The 21,501-nt window shown below is 61.2% G+C and carries 22 protein-coding genes and 1 tRNA gene; 11 read left to right on the top strand and 12 right to left on the bottom strand.

The features are described from left to right. Positions 1-18: 18 nt before the first annotated feature. Positions 19-1,023 carry a GntR family transcriptional regulator gene (locus ABIB57_RS17165; RefSeq protein ID WP_354042360.1) on the bottom strand — a complete coding sequence of 335 codons (1,005 nt, stop codon included), beginning with the start codon at positions 1,021-1,023 and terminating at the stop codon, positions 19-21. 191 nt (positions 1,024-1,214) lie between these two features. Here ABIB57_RS17165 and ABIB57_RS17160 point away from each other — a divergent pair, with 191 nt between their 5' ends. From ABIB57_RS17160 to ABIB57_RS17150, 3 genes are all read left to right on the top strand, one after another. After that, complete coding sequence (locus ABIB57_RS17160) at positions 1,215-2,186, top strand: aldo/keto reductase (RefSeq protein WP_354042359.1); 972 nt, start codon at positions 1,215-1,217, stop codon at positions 2,184-2,186. Positions 2,187-2,197: 11 nt separating this feature from the next. Then, positions 2,198-3,364, top strand: a complete 1,167-nt coding sequence (locus tag ABIB57_RS17155) for a hypothetical protein (protein ID WP_354042357.1) — start codon at positions 2,198-2,200, stop codon at positions 3,362-3,364. An 81-nt stretch (positions 3,365-3,445) separates the two neighbouring features. Continuing rightward, complete coding sequence (locus ABIB57_RS17150; RefSeq protein ID WP_354042356.1) at positions 3,446-3,670, top strand: hypothetical protein; 225 nt, start codon at positions 3,446-3,448, stop codon at positions 3,668-3,670. A gap of 525 nt (positions 3,671-4,195) precedes the next feature. On the opposite strand, the gene ABIB57_RS17145 is transcribed toward ABIB57_RS17150, so the two are convergent. The 7 genes from ABIB57_RS17145 to ABIB57_RS17115 form a co-directional block, all read right to left on the bottom strand. Further along, positions 4,196-5,353 carry a mandelate racemase/muconate lactonizing enzyme family protein gene (locus ABIB57_RS17145; protein WP_354042355.1) on the bottom strand — a complete coding sequence of 386 codons (1,158 nt, stop codon included), beginning with the start codon at positions 5,351-5,353 and terminating at the stop codon, positions 4,196-4,198. Positions 5,354-5,442: 89 nt separating this feature from the next. Further along, positions 5,443-6,570, bottom strand: coding sequence for a 4-hydroxybutyrate dehydrogenase (gene gbd, locus ABIB57_RS17140; protein WP_354042353.1), 1,128 nt, complete (start codon positions 6,568-6,570; stop codon positions 5,443-5,445). A gap of 53 nt (positions 6,571-6,623) precedes the next feature. Beyond that, positions 6,624-7,364: a ribonuclease activity regulator RraA gene (locus ABIB57_RS17135; RefSeq protein ID WP_354042352.1), complete on the bottom strand. Its 741-nt coding sequence runs from the start codon at positions 7,362-7,364 to the stop codon at positions 6,624-6,626. 40 nt (positions 7,365-7,404) lie between these two features. Beyond that, entirely contained in the window at positions 7,405-8,502 is a 1,098-nt protein-coding gene (locus tag ABIB57_RS17130) for an ABC transporter ATP-binding protein (protein ID WP_354042351.1), read from the bottom strand. A gap of 11 nt (positions 8,503-8,513) precedes the next feature. Further along, positions 8,514-9,389, bottom strand: coding sequence for a carbohydrate ABC transporter permease (locus ABIB57_RS17125; protein ID WP_502914414.1), 876 nt, complete (start codon positions 9,387-9,389; stop codon positions 8,514-8,516). A gap of 2 nt (positions 9,390-9,391) precedes the next feature. After that, positions 9,392-10,351, bottom strand: a complete 960-nt coding sequence (locus tag ABIB57_RS17120; RefSeq protein WP_354042348.1) for a carbohydrate ABC transporter permease — start codon at positions 10,349-10,351, stop codon at positions 9,392-9,394. Positions 10,352-10,413: 62 nt separating this feature from the next. Continuing rightward, positions 10,414-11,895 carry an ABC transporter substrate-binding protein gene (locus ABIB57_RS17115; protein WP_354042347.1) on the bottom strand — a complete coding sequence of 494 codons (1,482 nt, stop codon included), beginning with the start codon at positions 11,893-11,895 and terminating at the stop codon, positions 10,414-10,416. A gap of 201 nt (positions 11,896-12,096) precedes the next feature. Between ABIB57_RS17115 and ABIB57_RS17110 the strand changes: the two genes are divergently transcribed. From ABIB57_RS17110 to dgoD, 3 genes are all read left to right on the top strand, one after another. Continuing rightward, complete coding sequence (locus ABIB57_RS17110) at positions 12,097-12,810, top strand: GntR family transcriptional regulator (protein ID WP_354042443.1); 714 nt, start codon at positions 12,097-12,099, stop codon at positions 12,808-12,810. A gap of 49 nt (positions 12,811-12,859) precedes the next feature. After that, on the top strand, positions 12,860-14,020 hold the full coding sequence (locus ABIB57_RS17105) for a mandelate racemase/muconate lactonizing enzyme family protein (protein ID WP_354042345.1): 1,161 nt from the start codon (positions 12,860-12,862) through the stop codon (positions 14,018-14,020). A 68-nt stretch (positions 14,021-14,088) separates the two neighbouring features. Then, complete coding sequence (gene dgoD, locus ABIB57_RS17100) at positions 14,089-15,264, top strand: galactonate dehydratase (protein WP_354042344.1); 1,176 nt, start codon at positions 14,089-14,091, stop codon at positions 15,262-15,264. Between the two features lie 413 nt (positions 15,265-15,677). On the opposite strand, the gene ABIB57_RS17095 is transcribed toward dgoD, so the two are convergent. Then, positions 15,678-15,767 (bottom strand) — tRNA-Ser (locus ABIB57_RS17095). 235 nt (positions 15,768-16,002) lie between these two features. Here ABIB57_RS17095 and ABIB57_RS17090 point away from each other — a divergent pair. The 4 genes from ABIB57_RS17090 to ABIB57_RS17075 are packed head-to-tail and all read left to right on the top strand — an operon-like array spanning position 16,003 to position 17,760. Further along, entirely contained in the window at positions 16,003-16,326 is a 324-nt protein-coding gene (locus ABIB57_RS17090) for a hypothetical protein (protein ID WP_354042342.1), read from the top strand. Positions 16,327-16,359: 33 nt separating this feature from the next. Further along, a complete protein-coding gene (gene msrA / locus ABIB57_RS17085) occupies positions 16,360-17,013 on the top strand; it encodes a peptide-methionine (S)-S-oxide reductase MsrA (protein ID WP_354042341.1) in 654 nt (217 codons plus the stop codon). Between the two features lies 1 nt (position 17,014). Continuing rightward, the gene (locus ABIB57_RS17080) at positions 17,015-17,374 is read left to right on the top strand and encodes an MmcQ/YjbR family DNA-binding protein (RefSeq protein WP_354042340.1); all 360 of its coding nucleotides are present in this window, start codon (positions 17,015-17,017) and stop codon (positions 17,372-17,374) included. Then, on the top strand, positions 17,371-17,760 hold the full coding sequence (locus ABIB57_RS17075) for an MmcQ/YjbR family DNA-binding protein (RefSeq protein WP_354042338.1): 390 nt from the start codon (positions 17,371-17,373) through the stop codon (positions 17,758-17,760). Before ABIB57_RS17080 ends, ABIB57_RS17075 begins: the two co-directional genes overlap by 4 nt. Here ABIB57_RS17075 and ABIB57_RS17070 read toward each other — a convergent pair. Then, positions 17,732-19,519: a hypothetical protein gene (locus ABIB57_RS17070; RefSeq protein WP_354042337.1), complete on the bottom strand. Its 1,788-nt coding sequence runs from the start codon at positions 19,517-19,519 to the stop codon at positions 17,732-17,734. The two genes, ABIB57_RS17075 and ABIB57_RS17070, sit on opposite strands and share 29 nt — an antisense overlap. A gap of 128 nt (positions 19,520-19,647) precedes the next feature. Further along, complete coding sequence (locus tag ABIB57_RS17065; RefSeq protein ID WP_299723141.1) at positions 19,648-20,283, bottom strand: peroxiredoxin; 636 nt, start codon at positions 20,281-20,283, stop codon at positions 19,648-19,650. A 325-nt stretch (positions 20,284-20,608) separates the two neighbouring features. On the opposite strand from ABIB57_RS17065, the gene ABIB57_RS17060 reads away from it, so the two are divergent. Next, positions 20,609-20,920, top strand: a complete 312-nt coding sequence (locus tag ABIB57_RS17060) for a hypothetical protein (protein WP_354042335.1) — start codon at positions 20,609-20,611, stop codon at positions 20,918-20,920. 47 nt (positions 20,921-20,967) lie between these two features. Here ABIB57_RS17060 and ABIB57_RS17055 read toward each other — a convergent pair whose 3' ends face one another. Then, positions 20,968-21,474 carry a CreA family protein gene (locus ABIB57_RS17055; protein ID WP_299723145.1) on the bottom strand — a complete coding sequence of 169 codons (507 nt, stop codon included), beginning with the start codon at positions 21,472-21,474 and terminating at the stop codon, positions 20,968-20,970. Between the last annotated feature and the right edge of the window lie 27 nt (positions 21,475-21,501).

The raw sequence follows: 21,501 nt of genomic DNA, 5'->3' as shown, positions 1-21,501 counted from the left end.
CCTTGATTAGAAGATGCACTACGCAGTTATGCGGTCCACATCCTGGCCGGCCTTGGCCTGTCGAAGCTCGGCAAGACGGGGCGCCAAAATGATTTCGAGAGCGCTCGGATCGAGCGCATGGCGATATTCGAAACACTGCACATTGGGAGGCGCGAGCTGGATGATGTGATCGGCGCCGGTGGCGTAGACCACTGCATCACATGAGTTGATGATCTCTGCCAGATCGGGCGCCGAGGACCAGGTGACGCGAATGTCAGAGACATGCGGCGCAAACTCGCGAACGCTGGGTCGCATGATCGCGATATAGTCCTGGAAATGGGTCACCGCTGCCACGCGAGCCCGTGAATCAAGCCCTGCCAGGTTCTGTCTTGTGCGCTGTGATGGCAGCATGCGGAGACCCAGGACATCGGCGCCGCTCACCAGCGAGCGCACCTCGGCCTCGCGGTGGCTGAAGGTCACCACCAGATCGGCCGCAATGCAGGCCTGACGCTCAGGACCACTTGTTCGAATGGCGTCGATGGTCACCAAGTCGATGGTATCGCTTGGCCCAAGCGCGCGCCGGGCCTGTTCAACATAGTCGCGACCCGGGCCCTCGAAGATACAGACGAAGACAATGCCGAGCCCGACCGAGGGACGGCGCATGTGCGCCCGCGCATTGATCATCGACACCAGCGCCATGGGTGATACGCCCAGGCTCTCGGCCTTGCCGATGATGGAATCGATATCACCGCGCAATGCATTGATCGGGTGCCGATCCTCGGGAACCTTGCCGGGATCGCGGGCCGTGAATGCGCCCAGACCAGCCCGGACCTCGATCAGGCCCTCGTCGCGCAACTGCTGGTAGACCTGGCTAACCGTCATGGGCGCGATGCCGATATCGGCAGCCAGCTGGCGCACCGACTGCAGCTTGGTGCCGTAGGGCATGTCGCTGAAGGCGAGCATGTAACTCAGCAGGCCATGCAGCTGCGTCCCCACCGGCACTGGGAGCGATTTGTCGATGCTGGACGCGTCTATCGCAAACATGTGTACTACCAAGTTGATACACCAACCGTAGCGACGAGAAATGCATACGGCAAGAGGCATGAGAATTTTTTGTACATAGTTTGCATCCGGCGCTTTTATGTGCAGATAATGACTGAAAACGCGGTGTTCACCGGCATTCTCAAGGCATTGGAATCCATAGACCTGCGACAATTGCGGAGTTACGTGTACTAATGGACTATATCAACCTTGGCCGGACGGGCCTGAAAGTTTCTCGACTGGCGCTGGGCTGCATGACCTTCGGCTCGCCGCAATGGGCAGCGTGGGTGCTCGACGAGGCGGCCTCACGTCCGATCATCGCTAAGGCGCTGGAGTTGGGCATCAATTTCTTCGACATGGCGGACATGTATTCGGCTGGCGCCAGCGAGGAAGTGGTCGCCAAAGCGCTGTCCGGCGTGCCCCGCCACAAGCTGGTCCTGGCCACCAAACTCTACAATCCGATGAGCCAGGACCCCAACGATCGGGGCCTGTCGCGCAAGCATATCTTCGAGGCTGTCGATGGGAGCCTCAAGCGGCTGGGCACCGACTATATCGATCTCTACCAGTTGCATCGCTTCGACTATGACACGCCGCTCGACGAGACGTTGGATGCGCTCAACGACGTGGTGCGAGCCGGCAAGGTGCGTTATCTCGGCGCGTCCTCGATGCATGCCTGGCAGTTCATGAAGGCGCTCGGCCTACAGCGCGCCAATGGGTGGGCGCCTTTCGTGTCGATGCAGCCGCATTACAACCTGATCTATCGCGAGGAAGAGCGCGAAATGCTGCCGCTTTGCCTGTCCGAAGGCATTGGCGTCATTCCCTGGAGCCCGCTGGCCCGTGGTCGCCTGGCGGCCCGCGCCGCGAGCGACACCACCCGCGGCCAGACCGACAAGACCGCCTCGGCGCTCTATGATCGCTCCAAGGCGCAGGACGACGCTGTGGTCGCCGCGTTGCGCAGCGTGGCAGGGCGTCATGGTCGACCGCCAGCCCAGATCGCCTATGCATGGGTGGCCTCGCGCCCGGCCATCACCGCTCCGATCATCGGGATTTCCAAGCTGTACCAGTTCGATGACGCCATCGCGGCGCTCGATGTTCGCCTCACCGCCGAAGACGTTGCCGAGCTCGAAGCCCCGTATAATCCCAAGCCGCTAGCCGGTCATCAGTAGGAGTTTTGGCAATGACCATCGATATCGAACTGGCAGAACTAACCGCCGGTATCGACGCCCTGTATCGCCGCACGCCGCGCAGCGATGGCTTTCTCGACAAGGAAGGCCTGATCCCGGTTGCCATGGCCGAAATAACGCCGACGGCGCTGGCGGACTACGTTGAGGCCCGCTCAAAGCTTGACGCGCTCAAGGCTCGGCTGCCCGCTGACGCCGACAGCGCCATGCGGGCCGGCTACCTCGCCGAAATGATTGATTCACTGCTCGCGCTGGTGACTACATTCGAAAGCGGCGATATCAGCTTTGCCGATCGCGTGGCCCGTCAGATCCGCGTGCAAACCCAGCTGGTTCCTCAGGCCGAACTGGATGGCTATCGCAACACCATCCGCGAAAAACTGGACGTACTGGGCTATGGCGGCGGTAGTCTGGAAGACGATTTTGCCCGCTACGAGGCCGAGGCCCGCCTGCCGACCGACCAGGTGCTCAGCGTTCTCGGCGACTTCATCCACGAGGCCCGCGACCGCACAGTAGCGACGATGTTTCCCGCCATGGCGAATGAATGGATGGAGCCGGTCGGCGTCACCCAGGTGCCATTTTCGGCCTATTGCGATTTCCACGCCCGCCAGGTGCTGCTCAACCTAGACTTCCCCTACACGCGCTTTTCGTTGAAGCACCTGGCGACGCACGAAGTGTTCCCCGGTCACCTGGTGCATATGAAGCTGCGCGAGGAAATGGTCGCCGATGGCCGCATGCCGCTCGACGGGGCCCAGGTGGTCACCAGTTCGGCCAGCAGTGCGCTGTTTGAGGGGATCGCCGACAATGGTATGGAATTCCTCGACTGGCTCGAGGGCCCCGAAGACGAGATGGGCGTCGCACTGCAGCGCCTGCGCAGTGCACTACGCTGCAATGCCGCCTGGATGATGCATCAGCAGGGCATGACGCCGGACCAGATCGTCCCGATCGTCGCCGGGCAAGGCCTGCAGGACCCGGTCACTGCCCGATCGCGCCTCGCCTTCCTTCACCATGACCTGCGGGCGCCGTTTGTCTTCGCTTACTACGGAGGCGAGATGGCAGTGCATGCAGTCTGGCAAACGGTTCCGCCCGAGCGGCGCGCCGAGTTCTGGGCCTACATTTATGGCAACATGCACACACCAACGACTTTGGCGCGCTATTGGCGTTGACCAGGCGGAACAGTCGATCGTGATCCCCACAAGCCGCTTCGCAGGGGCGAAACATTCGTTTAGAGCGGAAGAGAAGACCCAATGCAACAGCAGGTCAATGCCGCCGTCATCTGGCTCAAGGATGTGATGCGGTGGCATCGAAAGGGCGAACATATACCACCGCTCAATCGTTCGACTGGTATCGACAGTCGTCCGGACGATTTGTGGGTTGGGACGCACGATGCTGTCGCCAACATGAGCCATGAGCAGCAAGGGACCGACCAGATCGTTGTTCTGGACGGCATGCTGCGCGTGCCAAAGCACTGACACGCTGGCGACATCCTGTTGTCGGCCGGTCGATCGAAATCCGGCTCAAGCCGGGCCCGCGAGTAAGCCGTTCGCTTTTAGATCTCCAGCACAAATCTGGACGACCGCAATGGGGTTGGAGGTCGCCGTTCGACAACGCGCCAGTTCCGGCCGTTGAGCCAGATAAGGCGACTTCCCGAAATCCGTCGTTCGCGCTTGACTGCCTCCACCCGAGGACGTGGAGACAACGCTGTCCCGCTGGCAGGCATCGCCGCACGTGCGGCGCCTGCCGAACTGCGGTTATCGGGGCCAACTTGTCCCTCACCAGGCCGTGCTGATCAATTCAATCCCGCTGCTCGAAGCGGCGCGTTACTGCAAGCTCATTGTCCGATGCCTGACTTGACATGCTTCGGACGTCTCTTGCTTAATCGATGCCGACCTCGAAATCGACTACAGAAAAACGCTCTATTAGCGGCAGTTATCGGTCTTCTGGCTCGGGAAGCTGCAGCCAGTGGCGTGGGGCTGACCCAGCCTCACAGGTTATCATCACTGGAACCATGTGGTCCCAGGATATTGATGGGCAACTGCCACTTCTTCGTCGAGTTCCAGCCCGATTCCTGGCCGGTCGCTCATGGCGATCTTGCCGTTCCTGATGATCTCGCCGCCATCAGTGACGGTCGACCAATAGTCGCGATTGAACCAGTGGAACTCAAGAATCAGGAAATTTGGCACGGTCGCGCACACCTGAGCCGATGCCATCGTGCCGATCGGCGATGATACGTTATGGGGAGCAAAGGGGATCGAGTAGAGGTCCGCCATCTCGGCAATCTTGCGGCACTCGCTCAATCCGCCGCATTTCGGAATGTCCGGCATGATGATGTCGACTGCCTGCTGCTCAAGCAGCTTGCGGAAGCCATGGCGCAGGTAAAGGTTCTCACCAGCGCAGATCGGGGTTGAGGTGCTGCGCGTGATTTCAGCCATCACGTCAATATTCTCAGGCGGCACCGGCTCTTCGAGCCACATCAGCTTGAGCGGCTCCAGATCGCGCGCCAGGCGGATGGCGCTGTGCTTGTCGAGCCTGGTATGCAGATCGGCGGCAACATCCACCGATGGCCCGGCGGCCTTCACCACCATTCCGGCCAGTTCCACCATGCGGTCATGCTCCCAGCGGTTGGGAGTCATGTTGAACTTGTCCTTGTCGTACCAGCCGGTCTCGCTGCCGGTGTGGCCATAGGCGCGGATATCCAGATCGACCTTGAGCGCGGTGAAGCCGGCCTCCAGCACCTGGTCTACCACCGCCTGGACCTCACCCATGTTCATCCCGGGCGAGACCTCGCAATCGCAATAGACGCGGATGTCATCGCGGAACTTGCCACCCAGCAGCTCGTAGATCGGCACCTTGAGCGCCTTGCCCTTGAGGTCCCACAGCGCGATCTCGATGCCGGTGAGCGCGGTGATCAGCGCCCCGGCGAAGCCACCTTCGAACACCAGGCTGCGGCGCAGGTCCTCGAAGATGGCATCGATGGCGAACGGATCGCGCCCGATCAGTTTGTGGGCCAGTTCGCGCTGGATAATGGCAATCGCCTGATGGCCGCCATGCACGCATTCACCCAGGCCGGTAATGCCCGCATCAGTCTCGATGCGAACCCATAGATGCATGCAATGGCCGCTCGTTGCCGCGGTCCTGACGGATGTGATTTTCAAAGGGCTATCCTCGCACTGAAGCAGTTCTGATCAATTGGGCACCCTGCCCCTGCCGGGCAGCAAGGCTAAGGGCTCGGAGAGACGGGGGCTCAGATCATGGTCTTCATCAAGATGGCGCGGTACTGCGCTGCCGATACCGGCCTGGGGTTCGTTGCGTGGCTATGATCGGCCAGGGCGCCGGCGATGACCGTTTCCAGCATGGCCTCGGTCACTCCCAGCGTTCGCAAGCCAGCGGGAATATCCAGTCGTCGATTGAGGGCCCGCAGGACCTCCGACACGTCGGTGTCGGCCGGCAGGCCAAGGGCCGCGGCGAGTTGCGCCAGCTTGTGTGGCGCCGCACTGGCATTGAACTGCAGCACTTCGGGCATGAGGATGGCGTTGAGCGTGCCGTGATGCAGGGACACCGCCTTGAGCCCGCCCAGCGCATGAGACAGTGAATGCACCGCGCCCAATCCCTTCTGGAAGGTGAGGCCACCCTGGAGCGAGCCCATCATCATTTCCGTGCGCGCCTCGATATCGCCGCCATGGGTGACCGCGCGTTCGATGGCGCGCCAGATACGGCCCGCACCATCGAGCGCAATGGCTTCCGCCGGGGGATTGTAGCGCGGGGAGAACAGCGTCTCGACGCAGTGCGAGAAGGCATCAAGTCCGGTAGCGGCCGTCAGTTTGGGCGGCAGGCCAAGCGTGAGTTCAGGGTCGCAAATCGCCCGGCGGGGGATCAGGTGCGGGCTGATGAAGCCCAGCTTGCGCCCGTCCGGCAGGGTCAGCAGCGCCGCGCGGCCAACCTCGGCGCCGGTGCCTGCCGTCGTCGGGATGGCGATGACCGGCGCGACACTGGCCGTGATGCGGTCCAATCCCCCCAGGATCATGGCATATTGCTCCAGGGGGCCGGGATGGCTGGCCAGCAAGGCGACACCTTTGGCCAAGTCGATTGGCGAGCCACCCCCCAATGCCACGATCCCTTCACAGGCCTCGGCTTCAAACATCGCCGCGGCAGCGACCACAGCCTCCTCGGTGGGGTTGGATGGCACGTCGAGAAAAACCGGGGTGCCCGCCGGGCAAAGCGTGCGCACCCGCTCGACCACTCCAGTGCCTGCGAGTCCGTGATCGCTGACCAGCAATGGACGGGTGATACCGAGTGCCTGAAGATGCTGGGGCAGCGTGTCGAGGACGCCCGCGCCGAACTCGATGGTGGTCAGATAATTGATAAGGCTCATGTCGGGCGACCTCAGTTCAGGCGAGTGCCGATATTTGGCAGGGGCTCCCGCCGTCAGGAAATCCCGTTGGCCTTCCTCCAGGCCTGGTACTCATCGTTGGCATCGGGGTGGAGCGGGTAGTATCGTTGCAACGGTGCGCCCTCCATCAGCTTGATACGCGAGAATTCTTCCCACTCGTGGTGCTTCTGAGCCTCGTCGATCACGGCCTGCGCCATGGCGACTGGAAGCACGCAAACCCCGTCGTCGTCCGCCACGATGATGTCGCCGGGAATAACCGTGACGCCGCCGCAGGCAATCGGTACGTTGACGGCGTTCGGATAGATGCTGGTCTGGACGTGATAGTTGCCCGTCCACCCGCGCAGCCAAGTCGGCAGATCGAGTTTGTCCACATTGGGCCGGTCGCGCATGCACCCGTCGATCACGATGCCGGCGCCGCCACGGCCCTTGAAGTAGGTCGACATCATATCGCCGAACACGCCCGAACTCATGTCGCCACGCGCATCGACGACGACAACGTCCCCCTCCTGCGCATGATACAGCACGTGCCGATGCAACTGCGTCTCGGGATCGGCGTATTCGCCTTCGTTGAACAGATCGGGCCGCTGGGGCAGGAATTGCAGTGTCAGCGCCGGCCCGACGATCGAGCGCCCACGGTTCTGCGCGACCGGGCCGACCATGTGCGGGTTGCGGAAACCCATATGTCCAAGGGTGCCGGCGACAGTCGCGGCGCCAATTTCCTTAAGCGCGTCGATCATCTCTTTTGGCGGTCGCGTAATGTCATTGGACTGGGTCATGTCAAACCTCGGTTAAAGGGAGCATCGGCGCCACGGCCGCTCATTCTGCGTCGAGCGCCATTTCTGTTGCACCATCGAATAGGTAGATGCTGTCTTGAGCGAACTCGAGCCAGATGGTCTCGTCTGGCGCCACGATCACCGACGGGGGCACGCTGATGTTGACGATGGCGCCGGACAACAGCGCCTGCACGAAGGTCACGTCACCCGTCGGCTCAACCGTATAGGCGCGCGCCGGAACGGCGCCGGGGACTGCCTGCTTATGCAACTTGATCGTGGAATGGCGCGCCCCAAGCACGACTTTTTTCGTGCTGGCGCTCTGCACCCTTCTGGCGTTGCGAGGCGACAGTTCCATGGTCCAGCCTTCCGCACCCAGCAGCACCGGGTTGCCGTTTGCGGTGGAGGCTTCCAGGGGAATGAGGCTCATCGCCGGGCTGCCGATAAAGCTGGCGACGAACATGTTGACGGGATGGGCGAAGACCTGGGCCGGCGAGTCGTATTGCTGCAGGAAACCGCCATTCATCACGGCCATCTTGTCGGCCATGGTCACGGCTTCCAACTGGTCATGCGTGACGTAGACGATGGTGGCCTTGAGGTCCTGGTGAAACCGCTTGATCTCCGAGCGCATCTGCACCCGCAGTTTCGCGTCGAGGTTGGAGAGCGGCTCATCCATGAGAAACACCGCCGGATCGCGCACCAAAGCGCGTCCAAGGGCCACGCGTTGTTGCTGTCCACCTGATAGTTCGCGCGGCTTGCGATCAAGCAGTTGCGTCATGTCCAGCACGCGCGCCGCTTCCCGGACTTTCCGGTCGATCTCCGCGGACGGCAGCTTGCGCATCTGCAACGGGAAAGCCAGGTTCTGGAAGACCGTCTTTTGCGGATAGAGCGCATAGTTCTGGAACACCATGGCGATGTCACGGTCTTTGGGGTCGAGATTGTTGACCACCCGCTCGCCGATCGCGATTTCCCCCGAGGTGATCGGGATCAATCCGGCGATCAGGTTGAGCGTCGTCGTTTTTCCGCATCCGGAAGGACCGACCAGGGCTACAAACTCGCCGTCTTCGACGGTGAATGACACGTCATTGACAGCTTTGAAGTCGCCGTAGGTCTTGACCAGATCTTTAAGGACCACGTGGGCCATGAAACCAACCTTTAGTGTTTGACGGCGCCTTCGGTGAGGGCACGTACGAAATAGCGCTGGAGCACAAGGAAGAGCACGACGACGGGCACGCTCATGATGAAGCTGGCCGCCATCAGTCCGGGGAAGTCGGTGGTGTTCTCGGAGAAAAAGCGCTGAATGCCGACCGGCAGGGTCAGTTGATCGTTCTTGTTGAGGAACGTGTAAGCGAAAATGTATTCATTCCAGGCCCCGATGAAGGAGTAGATCGACGTCGCGATGATGCCTGGCACCGAGAGCGGCATCACGATCAGCACGAAGGCCTTGAAACGGGTCGCGCCGTCGATGCGGGCGGCCTGTTCGAGTTGGACGGGGATGTTGTCGTAGAACCCCTTGAGCAGCCAGATCGCCAGCGGCAGGCCGAAGGTGAGATAGGTCAGGATCAGCGAGCCGTGGGTGTTCACGAGGCCAAGAAAACGCATCAGGATGAACAGCGGGACGAGGAAAATCACCGCCGGAAACATGTTGCGCAGCAGCACGGCGAAAAACAGGAACTTGCGCCCCGGGAAGGTGAACCTGGAGAACGCATAGGCCGCCGGTACGGCCACGATGACCGACAGGATCGTGGTGACAGTGGAGACATATATGCTGTTCCAGAAGAAGCGCAGGAAGTCCTGTCCGACGCTGTTGGTCGGATCGAGCAGCTTGGTATAGCTCGCAAGGGTCGGCTCCCTGGGCCACCACTGCGGCGGAAATTGCATGGCAGCAAAGCCGGACTTGATCGACGTCAGCAACATCCAGACCATCGGCAGAGCGGTGTACAGCAGCATCAGCACGAGGAAGATGCGGCCGAACCAGCGCCACCCGTCAATCGAGTTGCGCGAGCGTGGAGCGACTGTTTTGGAGGTCATGCTCATGCCGCTCCATCCCTTCTGTCATTGCCACTGAGGGCCCGAACGTAAAAGTAGCCTAGCGTCATCAGGATCAGGAACAACAACACGGAATATGCAGCGGCCGACCCCCAGCGCTGGCGGCCGAACGCGAGCTCGTAGATATGGGTGATCCAGATATGGGAGGCGTTGGATGGCCCGCCCCCGGTCATGATCCAGGGAATGATGAAGGAGTTGAAGTTCGACACCGCCAGCAGCAGAAACGTCACGGTCGACACGCCGCGCAGATGCGGGAACGTCACGTGCCAGAATCGCTGCCAGGCACCGGCGCCATCGATGGTGGCGGCACGCAGCAACTGCTCGGGCACGGTTTGCAGGCCGGCCATCAGCATGATCATGGCGAACGGGAATTCGCGCCACACGTTGACGACGATCAATGACGGCAGGACGGTTGTGAGATTGTCGATGAAATTGGGGGGACGATCGGTCAGGCCAAGGCCGACCAGGATGGCGCCGATCACGCCGAAATCTGAATGAAATATCCATTTCCAGATGTACGACGCGGCGACGGCGCTGATCACCCATGGGATGATCAGGATCGCGCGTAACACGCCACGTCCGAAAAAGTCGCGGTGCAGCGCGAGCGCACATCCTAGCCCCAGGACGAAGGCGAAGAACGTCGAGGCGACGGTCCAGATGATCGTGTTGATGGAAACCCGCCAGACCACGTCACTGGTCAGGATCGACTTATAATTGTCCAGTCCGACAAAAATCTTGTCCTTCAGTTGCAGGCTGGGTGGGGTCTTGAAGAACGACAGATCGAACGTGTAGTAAATCGGATAGGCGATCACGATGAGCATCACCAGGATCGCGGGCGCCACATATAAATAGTCGGCCCGACTGGCCCAGACTTGCCGCCAGATGTTTGGGCGCTTGGAGGCTTTTTGCCTTGAAGCGTGCGGTTGGCTTGTCACTGCAGTCATTGAACACCTCAACTGTCGGGAGAAGACCGGCGGCAAGCCGCCGGTCTGGCTTGCGAGACAGATCAGAGACCGCCGCCGCTCATGACCTCTTCGACCTTTTTGGCCGCGTCATCGGCAGCCTGGTCGACCGTCATGGCGCCGGTCAGGGCGTTCTGCAGCATGTCGGGCACGATGACGTTCATGATTTCGGGCGTTTCGGGCAGCGCTGGGAACGGCACGCCGTAGGGCAACATGGACGTCGTCACATCCAGGAACTTGATCGTGTCCAGACGCTCCTTCATCCACTTGGTCTTGAAGCCATTCAGGTTGCCGGGGTTGGAGCCCGCATAGGCCATCTTCAGCGACCATTCAGGGCTGGTCCAGAAACAGATCATCGCCTTGGCTGCCGGTTCGTCCACCACGCCGCCATCGACATATTCGGGCTTGACGATGTGAATGTTCGAGCCGCCAAAGACCACGGCACGCTTGCCGTCCGGACCCGTGGGAATCAGGCCATAGCGCATATTGTCGATGACCGTCTGCGCGGTCGCCTGGTCGGTGCCGGTCGCCTTTTTCTGCAGATCCAGCATCACGTTATAGTCGGATGGGTGCGAGATCATCATGCCGAGCTGGCCAGCGAGGAACAGCGGCTGGTTGTCGGCCTGCTGGTTGGTCAGTGCCGAAACCGGAACCGACTGGTCGGTGACATACATGTCGTAGGCCAGTTGCAAGGCCTTCTTGCTCTCAGGACTGTTCAGTTCAACCTTTGAATAGGTCGGGTTCGCCGTGGCTTCGTCGAATACGCCGCCACCATAGCCCCAAAGCTGGGGCATGAAGCGATAAGGCGTGTTGCCGGCGTTCTTGCGGGCGACCAGGCCATAGCCGGAAATCCCCAACGTGTCGTGGATCTGCTTGGAATATTTGGCCACGTCGTCCCAAGTGGCCGGCGCCTTTTCAGGATCAAGGCCCGCACGCTTGAACACGTCGGCATTCCAGATGAATGCCATGGTCTCGTTATTGGTGGGAATGCCGTAGGTCTTGCCTTCCCACATGTCGGACTTCATGGCACCCGGCCAGAAATCTTCGGTCGAATAGCCGACATCCTCGGGCTTGAGTTCTTCCAGATAGCCCTTGGAGGCGAATTCGACGCCGCCCAGGATTTGCAGGCGGACGACCATCGGCGCGGCGTTGCCAAGCAGCGACGTGCGGAACTTGTCGAGCAGATCGTTATAGGTCAGCGCCTGCTCATCAAGCTCGATATTGGGGTAGGTTTTGCGGAAGGTCTCGAAGAAATCCGCATAATACTGGCGCAAGAGGTCGGGGTCGCCCTCGAACACGCCCTGGTACCAAAACGTCAGGTGCCCCTTGTAGTCCAGGGGAGTGACCTTGCCGCAATCGGCCGCAGTGTCAAAATCCTCCGTGCCTGCAATCGATCGAACGTATTCGGGCGACCATTTGCTCAGGTCGACCGGGGGAGCCGCAAATACCGACGACATCATCAATGTCGTGATGGCAGCCACAGCAATGCCGCGGCCGAACGCGCGGCCGAGATCAAGACTCGTCATCGAATTCCTCCAAATTTTGTGACCGCTGGCCGTAGCGCCGCGAGTCCCACCTCTGATGCGGAGGTTGTTTTTTGTTTTTCTCCCACCGCCACTCTAACGGTTGCAGAACCAGAATTGTATGTCAACCGAGTCAGATTGTATATTGTTTGACCCTGACAACATACGATATAGCTTGAGAGGAACACTCGTAAGGGCTTCATGATGGTTGATTTGAGCGATTACAGCGCGGCGCCCCCAGGCGACATCGATCCGATCGGCGCCTCCACCGACTCTGCTGCCTTGCTGTACAAAGTCATCCGCGAGGACATCATTTCGGGACGTCTCAAGGCCAACGAGCGCCTGGTTGTCACCGAACTGGCAAAACGTCACGGCACTTCTGCAACCCCGGTTCGCGAGGTACTGCAGCTGTTGCGCGGCGAAGGTTTCGTCGTCTTTCACCGCAATCGTGGCGCGCGTGTTCGACCGATCGATCAGGACTTCATCCGGGACATCTACGAGATCGGCGTCGTGATCGAACCGGTTCTCACCCGCTGGTTCGTAGGGATGGCTACAGATGCCGACATTGCAGAGCTAGAGGCGCTGCAAGAGCAGATCGAAGCCAACAATTTTGCCGACCCGATCAAGCACAGCGACCTCGATACCCAATTTCATACGCTCATGTACCAGCGGCATTACAACCGCCACGCCGCTGAGCTGTGGTGGAAGCATCGCGAGGTCCTGCGATCGGTGAGCCGTCGGTTCAATTTCACCCTCGCCCGGCGTGCACAGATCATCCGGGAACACCGCGAACTTATCGACCTGATCAAGGTCGGCGAAGCCAACAAGGCGGCCGACCTCGTGGCGCGCCATGTCGAAGGTTCGGGTCGCCACATTCTGGAGCAGATGCGGGCCGCCAGCGCGGCACGTGCGGGCTAAATTCCGTCAGCACATTGCGATTTCACATTTTCATCGGCGAGTACACATCATGAAGATTACCGGCGTCCGGCCATGGCTGATTAAGTCAACCGCCTCCTATTGGGGCGAATTCCTGTTTGTCGAGGTCACCACCGATGAGGGGATCACCGGCTGGGGCGAGATCACTACAACCACGAAGATTGCCAATCGCGCGCTAACCGCAATGCTGCGCCAGATCGACACCATGCTTGCCGGCGAAGATCCGTCCCGCATCGAGCACCTCTGGCACAAGCTGTTTCGCAGCTTTACCTATATGGGCAGCCGGGGTGCTGCCGTCGAATGCCTCAGCGCCATCGACATCGCGCTCTGGGATATCCGCGGCAAGGCGCTTGGCAAGCCGATTTACGAGTTGCTCGGCGGCCCCGTGCGCGACGAAATAGCGCTTTATACGCACCCGGATCAGCGCAAGTTCACCACCAAGGAAGGCGTCATCGCCGAAATCCAGGACATCGTAAAATCCGGCCACACGGCGCTCAAGTTCGACCCGTTCCCCCAGCAGGGCCTCATCGTCAATGGCCAGGCGCGCGAGCAGCGCGACGGCTATCTCGATGGCTCGATGAACCGGAAGGACGAACGCGAGGCAGCGGAGCTGACGGCGCTGATCCGCGAGACTGCGGGCCCCGACATCGAAGTGCTGATCGACGCGCATGGCCGTTTCGACGTGCCAACGGCAATCCGGCTCTGCCGCACCCTGGAAGAGGCCGGCAAGATCGACTGGTTCGAGGAACCCTGTCCGCCCGAGAGCATCAATGCGCTCAAGCAGGTGCGTGAAAAGGTCAACGCCGCGATCTCGTGGGGGGAGCGCGGACACACCAAATGGGACTTCGTGGCCATTCTTGAGAACAAGCTGGCTGATTACATCATGCCCGACGTGACTTGGACCGGCGGCATTACCGAACTCAAGAAAATCTCGGCCCTATGCGAGGCCTATTACATTCCCGTTTCGCCCCACGATGCCGCAGGGCCGATTAATGTGGTGGCCGGCGCGCAAGTCATGATGACAGTGCCGAACTTCTACAAGCTCGAAACCTCCGAATGGAACCTGTCCAAGTACGATCACCTCATTGATGTGCCGCTCGACAACTCCAATGGCAGCCTCAAGCTGAACCCGGCCCCCGGCCTGGGCATCGAGATGAACCGCGAATATCTCGAGGCCAATGCCATCGAGTAGCTGACGCCGCTCAAGGACCGAACCAAACCAGATTGAGCGCGCCAAGCGCCTCCCGGAGGAGCATTATCTTGAAGATCACCGGCATCGAGACCGTCATCGTCAACGCCGTCCATCGCAACTGGATTTTCGTCAAGGTGCTGACCGATCAGCCCGGACTACATGGTTGGGGCGAAGCAACGCTTGAATGGAAGACCCGCGCGGTGAAGGGCGCCATTGATGATTTGGCGCCGTTCTTGATCGGCCAAGACCCGATGCGCATCGAGCATCTGGTCAACATGATGACCCGCTTCAGCTTCTGGCCGTTGGGGTCGATCGGCCTCACCGCCGTGTCCGGCATCGAGCACGCCCTTTGGGACATCAAGGGCAAGGCCCTGGGCGTACCGGTCTGGCAACTGCTCGGCGGCAAGGTTCGCGACAAGGTGCGGGTCTATACCCATTTGGGCCGCGGCGCCGTGGGCTTCCAGGTGCCCAATGAAGACATCAGTGCCTATTGCGATGCGGTGCAGGAAACCGTCGAGATGGGTTACAATGCAGTCAAGCTCGGTTTCGTGCCCTATGGCGGCTATGACGCGCCGATCAAAGCCGTGCGACACACCGAAAAGCTGGCTGCAGCGGTACGCGAGCGAGTCGGTGATGACGTCGACATCATGGTCGATTTCCACGGCCGGCCGGATTCACTCGATGCGGCCATCGCTTACATCAATGCCATCGCGCCCATCAAGCCGCTGTTCTGCGAGGAGGTGATCCAGCCGGGCAACGCGGGAGCCATGGCTGACATTGCACGGCGGGTCGATTGTCCGCTGGCAACCGGCGAACGGTTGTTCACACCAGTTGAATATGCCGAACTCGCCCAACTGCGGGCCGTGACCTATATTCAACCCGACCTTGCTCACTGCATGGGCATCACCGGGGGTCGCAAGATCGCCGCGATCGCCGAGGCCGCCCATATGGGTGTTTGCCCCCACAATCCGATGGGCCCGGTGGCCGGCGCGGTCGCGCTCAACTTCGACGTGGCGACAACCAACTTCGTCATCCAGGAAGAGGCGGTCGGCATCGTGCCATGGTTCGAAGAAATCTGCGCGGTCCATCCCCTGCAGCTGCGCGACCATAGCTGGATGGTACCGGAAGCCTCGGGACTTGGCATTGAGATCGATGAGGTCGCAGCCGCCAAACACCCGTTCGAACAGGAAGTTATTCCCGCCATGGGCGCCGTGCTGGCGGACGGACGAATTGCCAATTGGTAGGATGGCGACACCGACATTCGACAGCTGTGTTCCATGAGACGGCACAGTAGCGGGAAGGGGAATAGCGCCGCTGACCCCCTCTGGTGCTGATCGAGACCCGGGCCGGCCACGACGCAGGCATGCCGCTCAACAAGGTTATCGCCCTGCATGCTGATCGATGGGCCTTCGACGCTCCTTAGGCGGGCCTGGAAGTCACCAGGACGCCGTAGTCTTTTGGATCACCACACCGACAAGGCGATCGATCAGGTCGACGGGCACCGCTTTGCGGAACCACTAGACCGGACCTAGCCGGTGAACCAACGATGAGGGCGATCCTGGCAAGACACAAACACTCCCGTTGTTGTGACGGGATGCTGTTACAGAATCCATTTTCTAATTCGGATTCCAGGCTAGCAATTTCAATGACTTAGTAATGGCGGAGAGAAAGGGATTCGAACCCTTGAGACGGTTCCCCGCCTACACACTTTCCAGGCGTGCGCCTTCGACCACTCGGCCATCTCTCCGCTTCGCTCTGGCGGCCGGTGGAAGGGTCCGGCGCGTGGCCAATGGCCGGGGCGAGCGGGCGCAATATACGAATAAACGCTGCGGATGCAAGCGATCACAGCTGCGACAAGAGGATTGTTTTGTAGAGCCCAGCTCCCATCTTGTAGCCTGGACCCACACCATGGCACAAAGAACCGCGGCAGGGGCCGGAATGACCAGTCACCTCACGATGTCCCGGGCGCACAGGAAGTTGTGATGCGGCTTGTCTTGAGAATTCTCGGAACCTGGCTGGTGGGCCTGGCGCTGGTGCTTGCCGTCATCGACGGCACCAAATCGCTGGGCGCCAGCCACCTAGTACTGACAAGCCTGGCCGAGACCTGGACCAGCGTCAATCCGGCGAGCCTCTTGGCAGTTCAGGCGTTTTTCAATAGCCGGTATTTTGCCGATCTGCTGGATGGCACAATGGCGGCGCTGTTGAGCTACCCCGCATTTGCGGTGATCGCAGTTCCGGGAATTCTATTGGCCCTGCTGGGCCGGACGCCGCGGCGTGAGCGGTATATCCAGCAGGACCAGATCTGACGCCGTTCCGCTGCGCCCCAGAAAGGAAGACCGATGTTTTTCAAAAGCAAACCAAGCTCCATTCCCAGTGCCGAGCAGGCGCTGCCCGGCCGTGCCGCCGAAATGACGGTGGAGCCCAACCACTTCGTCAATGAACACAATCTAAAGGGCCCCTATCCCGCCGGGGCCGAGACCATCTATTTCGGGCTCGGATGCTTCTGGGGGGCGGAACGGCTATTCTGGAAGCTGCCGGGAGTCTATGTGACCGCGGTTGGCTACCAGGGTGGTTCGACCCCCAATCCGACCTACGAAGAGGTCTGCTCGGGCCAGACCGGGCATACCGAGGCGGTCAAGGTGGTCTACGATCCGGCGCAGGTGAGCCTCGATACCCTGCTCAAGACCTTCTGGGAGGAGCACAATCCGACCGAAGGCATGCGTTCGGGCAATGATGTGGGCACGCAATATCGCTCGGCCATCTATACGACGACGCCCGAACAGGCCGAGATCGTGGCGCGCAGCCGCGTCGCCTATCAGGGCGCGCTCAAGGCCAAAGGCCTGGGCACCATCACCACGGAAATCGCCCCGGCGGGTCCGTTCTATTATGCCGAGACCTATCACCAGCAATACCTCGCCAAGAACCCGCGTGGCTATTGCGGGCTGCAGGGCACGGGCGTCACGTGCCCCATCGGCACCGGCGTCGCCGCCTAGCATGATCGGCCGGGCAGAGTACCAGCGCTTTGCTGCCACCCTGCCCGGCGCCACGTTCGTCGAGCAATGGGGCGGGCTGATCGCCAAGGTCGGCGGCAAGGTGTTCGCCATGTGGGGCGAGCGGGACGACGAGCCCGGACACATCGTCTTCAAGGTGCCCGAAACCAGCTTTGAGATTCTGACCGCCCTGGATGGCGTGGATCAGGCACCGTATTTTGCCAAGGGCAAGTGGGTCGTGGTGGCGCCTGGCGCGCTGCCCAAGGGCGATGTCGAGCACTATATTGCCGGATCGCATGCAGTGGTGGCGGCCAGCCTGACCAAGAAGCTGCAGCGCGAGCTTGGCCTGCTGCCACCCCAATGAGCGCGTCGATCTTTACCCGTGCGGGGTTCGAACCCTTCGTGCTGGCGCAGCCGGCGGCGACGCTGGTGCATCAATGGCGCGACGACAGCGTCGCCAAGGTTGGCGGCAAGATTTTCGCCCTGCTCGACAACGATCCGGGCGAGGTCTGGCTCAAGGTGTCGGAGCTGGCATTCGACATGCTGATCGAATTGCCCGGCATCCGGCCGGCGCCTTATTTCGCGCGCGCATCATGGGTGGCAGTCAGCCCTGGCGCGCCGCTGGGCGAGGACGAGTTGCGGGCCTATATCGTGGAGGCGCATCGGCTGATTGCGACGCGCCTGACGCGCAGGAGCCGGACAGAACTGGCGCTGGACGGGCTTATTGCGGCAGGACCGCGTAGATCCTGAGCGGACCGTCGTGCTTGACCTCGGAAAGCCATGGCGGCAGCGCATTGGCGCGGGCCAGATTGACGAATGCATCCGGCGCGGCGTCGGGAAGACCGTTCATTTCGGGCAGGGCGTCGCAGGTGACGACGAGGCTGATGCCGCGCGCATCGAGGATGGCGCGGGCCTCTCCGATCGGGCCATTGAAGAAGTGGAAGGTATCGAGCAGGCCCTGGTTGTTGCGATGGTAGGGCGCAGCCACGACAGCGTGATCGGTATACAGCAGCACATAGGCGCCCAGATCGATCGGGGTCATGATGCGTTCGGGCGGCATGCCCCTGAGGTCGACATAGGCGCCGGGCGCCAGGCACGCGTCGCGGTCGACTTCGGCTGAGGTGACGACCCGCGCGCCCGTTTGTGCTGGCAGGTGAAGCACGACCTGTTGCACCAGCACCGCCCAGAGCAGCCCGGCGAAGCCGAGCCAGCTGCCAATCAATCCAATCACGCTTAAAGCCGTTGTTCGGCGCAGGTATCTGGCGCGCGCGGCGATCGCCAGATAGCCGCAGGCCGGCGACAGCACGGCTACCGAAAGGCGGATGCCGCGCACCTGCAGCAAAGCGACCGCCGCGATGCATGCAAGAAATGCCAGCATGACCAGCCAGCCGCCGCGCTCGACACCGCGCGTGCGCCAGGCCGCATAGGCATAGACCAAAAGGGCCAGCGTCGTGGGAATGGCCGCCGCCACCACGTAGCTGGGCTGTTCGCTCAGCACCGCCAGCAAGGGCTTCGCCTCGCCGACGCCCGCCAGCCAATGCTGCACCAGCCACGGATCGACCGACGCATAGGGACCGGCCAGGCATTGGGGGAACAGTACGAGGACCAGCGCGAGGGCAGCGCTGCCAGCGATGACGGCGGCGCCCAGCCGCCAGGACCAGGGTCGGATGCCAAGCGGCAGCAGGCTCAGGCCAGACAGGCCCAGCCCCACCGCCAGGGCGGCGGTGACGTAGACGATGGAAATAGCGTCGCAGGCCGGTACGAACCAGAGCGAAGGCGGCAGGGCGACGCCGAGATGCAGCAACGTGCCGAGGCCGAACGACAGGCCGAAATTGCGTACGGCCCGCGCCTGGACGGGCGATGTCACATAGATGAGGCCGTAAATGGCCACGGCGGCGATCACCACCGGCAAGGTTTCGATGCCGATCGCCAGCGACGTGGCCACGGCGAGGCCAGCGCCGATCGCCGCGCCCGGCCGGCGCAGGGCGGTGAGGGTGGCGATCGCGGCGACCTGCGTCAGGATGATCTGGACGGAATGATGATCGACCCGCCCGAAGTTGAATTCGCTGAAGGTGATGATGGAGAAGGCCGACAGCAGCATGCCGGGCAGGACACCCTCTGCGCCGACCAGCAGGCGGGCCAGCCGACCGCTGAGCCAGATGAAGATCGCCAGCAGAATGGACGGCCACACATAGCCGGCGACGATTTCCGCCTGCGCCGCGCCCACCAGTGGACGCGCTAGCAGTTCGACAATGGCGATCGGCAGATCGACCAGTCGCGACCAGTGCATAGCGGCGCCGAACGGCGTGTTCATGCGGTATTGGGCGTGATCAAACCAGTTTTGCCCGGACAGGAAATCGCGCACCACGACCATGCGCATGGCGTCGTCATTATCGGCGAAAAAGACCTGATCAAAGCCGTGATAGCCGGCGCGGACCGCAATGAACGCCAAAGCCGCCAGGAACACAAAGGCCAGCGGCAACAGGTCATGCTTTTGCCGGTCAAGCATCGAGGTGCTCCACAGGGACCGGCATCGTTCTAGCGCGGCGGCCTTAAAGGGCGGTGAAAACGACACAAAAGAAAGGGCGGCAGATCGATCTGCCGCCCAGTTGTCAGGGAGAAAACGAATGCGGCCGATCAGCCGCGTGGCTGGGGAACAATCCGCAGATAGGGCTTGGGTTCCTTCCAGCCCTCTGGGTACTTGAGCTTGGCGGCTTCATTGTTGACCGAACCCGCGATGATGACGTCCTCGCCGTTCTTCCAATTCACCGGGGTGGCGACCTGATGCTTGGCGGTCAGCTGCAGGCTGTCGATGACGCGGATCACTTCATCGAAATTGCGGCCAGTGGACGCCGGATATTCGATCTTGAGCTTGACCTTCTTGTCCGGCCCGATAACGAACACGCTCCGCACGGTCAGCGTATTGTCGGCATTGGGATGGATCATGTCGTACTTGCGCGCGACTTCGCCCTTGGTATCGGCCAGGAGCGGGAAATTCAGCGCCGTGCCCTGCGTCTCGGCAATGTCGCTAGCCCAGGCGGCATGATCCTCAAGCTTGTCGACCGACAGGCCCAGCACCTTGACATCGCGCTTGTCGAATTCGGGCTTCAGCTTGGCGGTATAACCCAGCTCGGTGGTGCAGACCGGGGTGAAATTCTTGGGATGCGAAAACAGCACCGCCCAGTGGCCCTCGATGTAATCGTAGAAGTGAATCGGGCCTTCGGTGGAGTCCAGCTCGAAATCGGGCGCAGTATCGCCAATCAGTATCGCCATGCTCGTTGCTTCCTTATCTCGTCCGGCCGGGACGCGGCTTGTTGATGTTAGAATATCGTACCCATAGCCTGCGAAAGAAGCGCCCGGGAGCGAAATCTTTTGTGTTTTGAGCGGTTAAGACGCCATGGCGTTCCAAGGGCCGTGGCCGCCAAAGCATCAGTGCTTAATCCCGCCGCAACCGTCCTTTCCGGCACGGCAGGTTTAGGCTTTGGGCCACCCTCACGGCTTCGTGACCAATCGCCGTGCCACCAAAGGGAAAAGCGGTGCGTTGCCACCGCAGTACTTCGACCCATAAGTCCATTTCACCAATCGACTGGAGACCGAAATGAAATCCTCCCTTTTGGCCCTTCTTGCCGCCGCTGCCCTGTCCTTTGCCCCGATTGGTGCTGTCCATGCTCAGGATGCAACCACCCCTGATGCAACGCAAAGTACAGCATGCGGGGAAACGGCCGGTAATATGGGCGCCCCTGAATCGCTGATGACCAATGACTCGACCGACGACTCCATGAGCGCAAGCAGCGATGACAGCACCAACGATGACTCCGCTGGCACATGCTGCATCGGCAAGGATGGCGCGCCTACCGTTCAGGGCGTCGATGCCGATTGCCCGGCCAAGGACGAGGCCACGGGCAATTAGTTGATTGCTCAGATCGAAAAGAGGCCCGGCGCAAACCGGGCCTTTTTTTATTGTGCCGCAGGACGCGCCGGCGCGCCATTGGTCCACGTCACCTGCTCGGTCGACAGGGGGATGACCGAGAGCGACATCTTGCCACTTCCCTGCTGGATTTCGCGGGCATGGGCCAGGTAGATCAGCGCATTGTTGGCGGCGTCATAGACGCGGGTGACGCGTAGCGACTTCCAGATCAGCGAGCGGTTTTCGCGGAAGATTTCCTCGCCGCCAGGCTTGGTGGCGATATCGCCGATGGTGATGGGGCCAACCACCGAGCAATCCAGCGCCGAATAGGACGGGTCCTCGAACCAGTTCCCCTGGCTGACGCGATCGATGAAGCTGCGGTTGAAATAGGCCAGATGGCAGACCACCCCCGCCACTTCCGGATCGGCCACGGCGTCGATCGAAATATCGTTGCCGGTCCAGTCGACGCCGACATTGCCGACCTGGCGATTATCGCCACAGGCGGCGAGCGTCAGAAGCAAGGCGGCAGGCAGGGCGATGCGGGCGATGAGGTTCATGGCGGCAGGGTCCTTGAATGGTGCGAA

It is taken from the genome of Devosia sp. UYZn731 (genome assembly GCF_040546795.1).
GTDB lineage: Bacteria > Pseudomonadota > Alphaproteobacteria > Rhizobiales > Devosiaceae > Devosia.
The sequence above is the reverse complement of the archived record's forward strand: the minus strand, read 5'-3'. Positions and strand labels throughout refer to the sequence as shown.

Coding starts and splice junctions, on each gene's coding strand:
- ABIB57_RS17165 (WP_354042360.1), bottom strand. CDS start 1,023: ATGTTTGCGATAGACGCGTCCAGCATCGACAAATCGCTCCCAGTGCCG.
- ABIB57_RS17160 (WP_354042359.1), top strand. CDS start 1,215: ATGGACTATATCAACCTTGGCCGGACGGGCCTGAAAGTTTCTCGACTG.
- ABIB57_RS17155 (WP_354042357.1), top strand. CDS start 2,198: ATGACCATCGATATCGAACTGGCAGAACTAACCGCCGGTATCGACGCC.
- ABIB57_RS17150 (WP_354042356.1), top strand. CDS start 3,446: ATGCAACAGCAGGTCAATGCCGCCGTCATCTGGCTCAAGGATGTGATG.
- gbd (WP_354042353.1), bottom strand. CDS start 6,570: ATGAGCCTTATCAATTATCTGACCACCATCGAGTTCGGCGCGGGCGTC.
- ABIB57_RS17135 (WP_354042352.1), bottom strand. CDS start 7,364: ATGACCCAGTCCAATGACATTACGCGACCGCCAAAAGAGATGATCGAC.
- ABIB57_RS17130 (WP_354042351.1), bottom strand. CDS start 8,502: ATGGCCCACGTGGTCCTTAAAGATCTGGTCAAGACCTACGGCGACTTC.
- ABIB57_RS17125 (WP_502914414.1), bottom strand. CDS start 9,389: ATGACCTCCAAAACAGTCGCTCCACGCTCGCGCAACTCGATTGACGGG.
- ABIB57_RS17120 (WP_354042348.1), bottom strand. CDS start 10,351: ATGACTGCAGTGACAAGCCAACCGCACGCTTCAAGGCAAAAAGCCTCC.
- ABIB57_RS17115 (WP_354042347.1), bottom strand. CDS start 11,895: ATGACGAGTCTTGATCTCGGCCGCGCGTTCGGCCGCGGCATTGCTGTG.
- ABIB57_RS17110 (WP_354042443.1), top strand. CDS start 12,097: ATGGTTGATTTGAGCGATTACAGCGCGGCGCCCCCAGGCGACATCGAT.
- ABIB57_RS17105 (WP_354042345.1), top strand. CDS start 12,860: ATGAAGATTACCGGCGTCCGGCCATGGCTGATTAAGTCAACCGCCTCC.
- ABIB57_RS17090 (WP_354042342.1), top strand. CDS start 16,003: ATGCGGCTTGTCTTGAGAATTCTCGGAACCTGGCTGGTGGGCCTGGCG.
- msrA (WP_354042341.1), top strand. CDS start 16,360: ATGTTTTTCAAAAGCAAACCAAGCTCCATTCCCAGTGCCGAGCAGGCG.
- ABIB57_RS17080 (WP_354042340.1), top strand. CDS start 17,015: ATGATCGGCCGGGCAGAGTACCAGCGCTTTGCTGCCACCCTGCCCGGC.
- ABIB57_RS17075 (WP_354042338.1), top strand. CDS start 17,371: ATGAGCGCGTCGATCTTTACCCGTGCGGGGTTCGAACCCTTCGTGCTG.
- ABIB57_RS17070 (WP_354042337.1), bottom strand. CDS start 19,519: ATGCTTGACCGGCAAAAGCATGACCTGTTGCCGCTGGCCTTTGTGTTC.
- ABIB57_RS17065 (WP_299723141.1), bottom strand. CDS start 20,283: ATGGCGATACTGATTGGCGATACTGCGCCCGATTTCGAGCTGGACTCC.
- ABIB57_RS17060 (WP_354042335.1), top strand. CDS start 20,609: ATGAAATCCTCCCTTTTGGCCCTTCTTGCCGCCGCTGCCCTGTCCTTT.
- ABIB57_RS17055 (WP_299723145.1), bottom strand. CDS start 21,474: ATGAACCTCATCGCCCGCATCGCCCTGCCTGCCGCCTTGCTTCTGACG.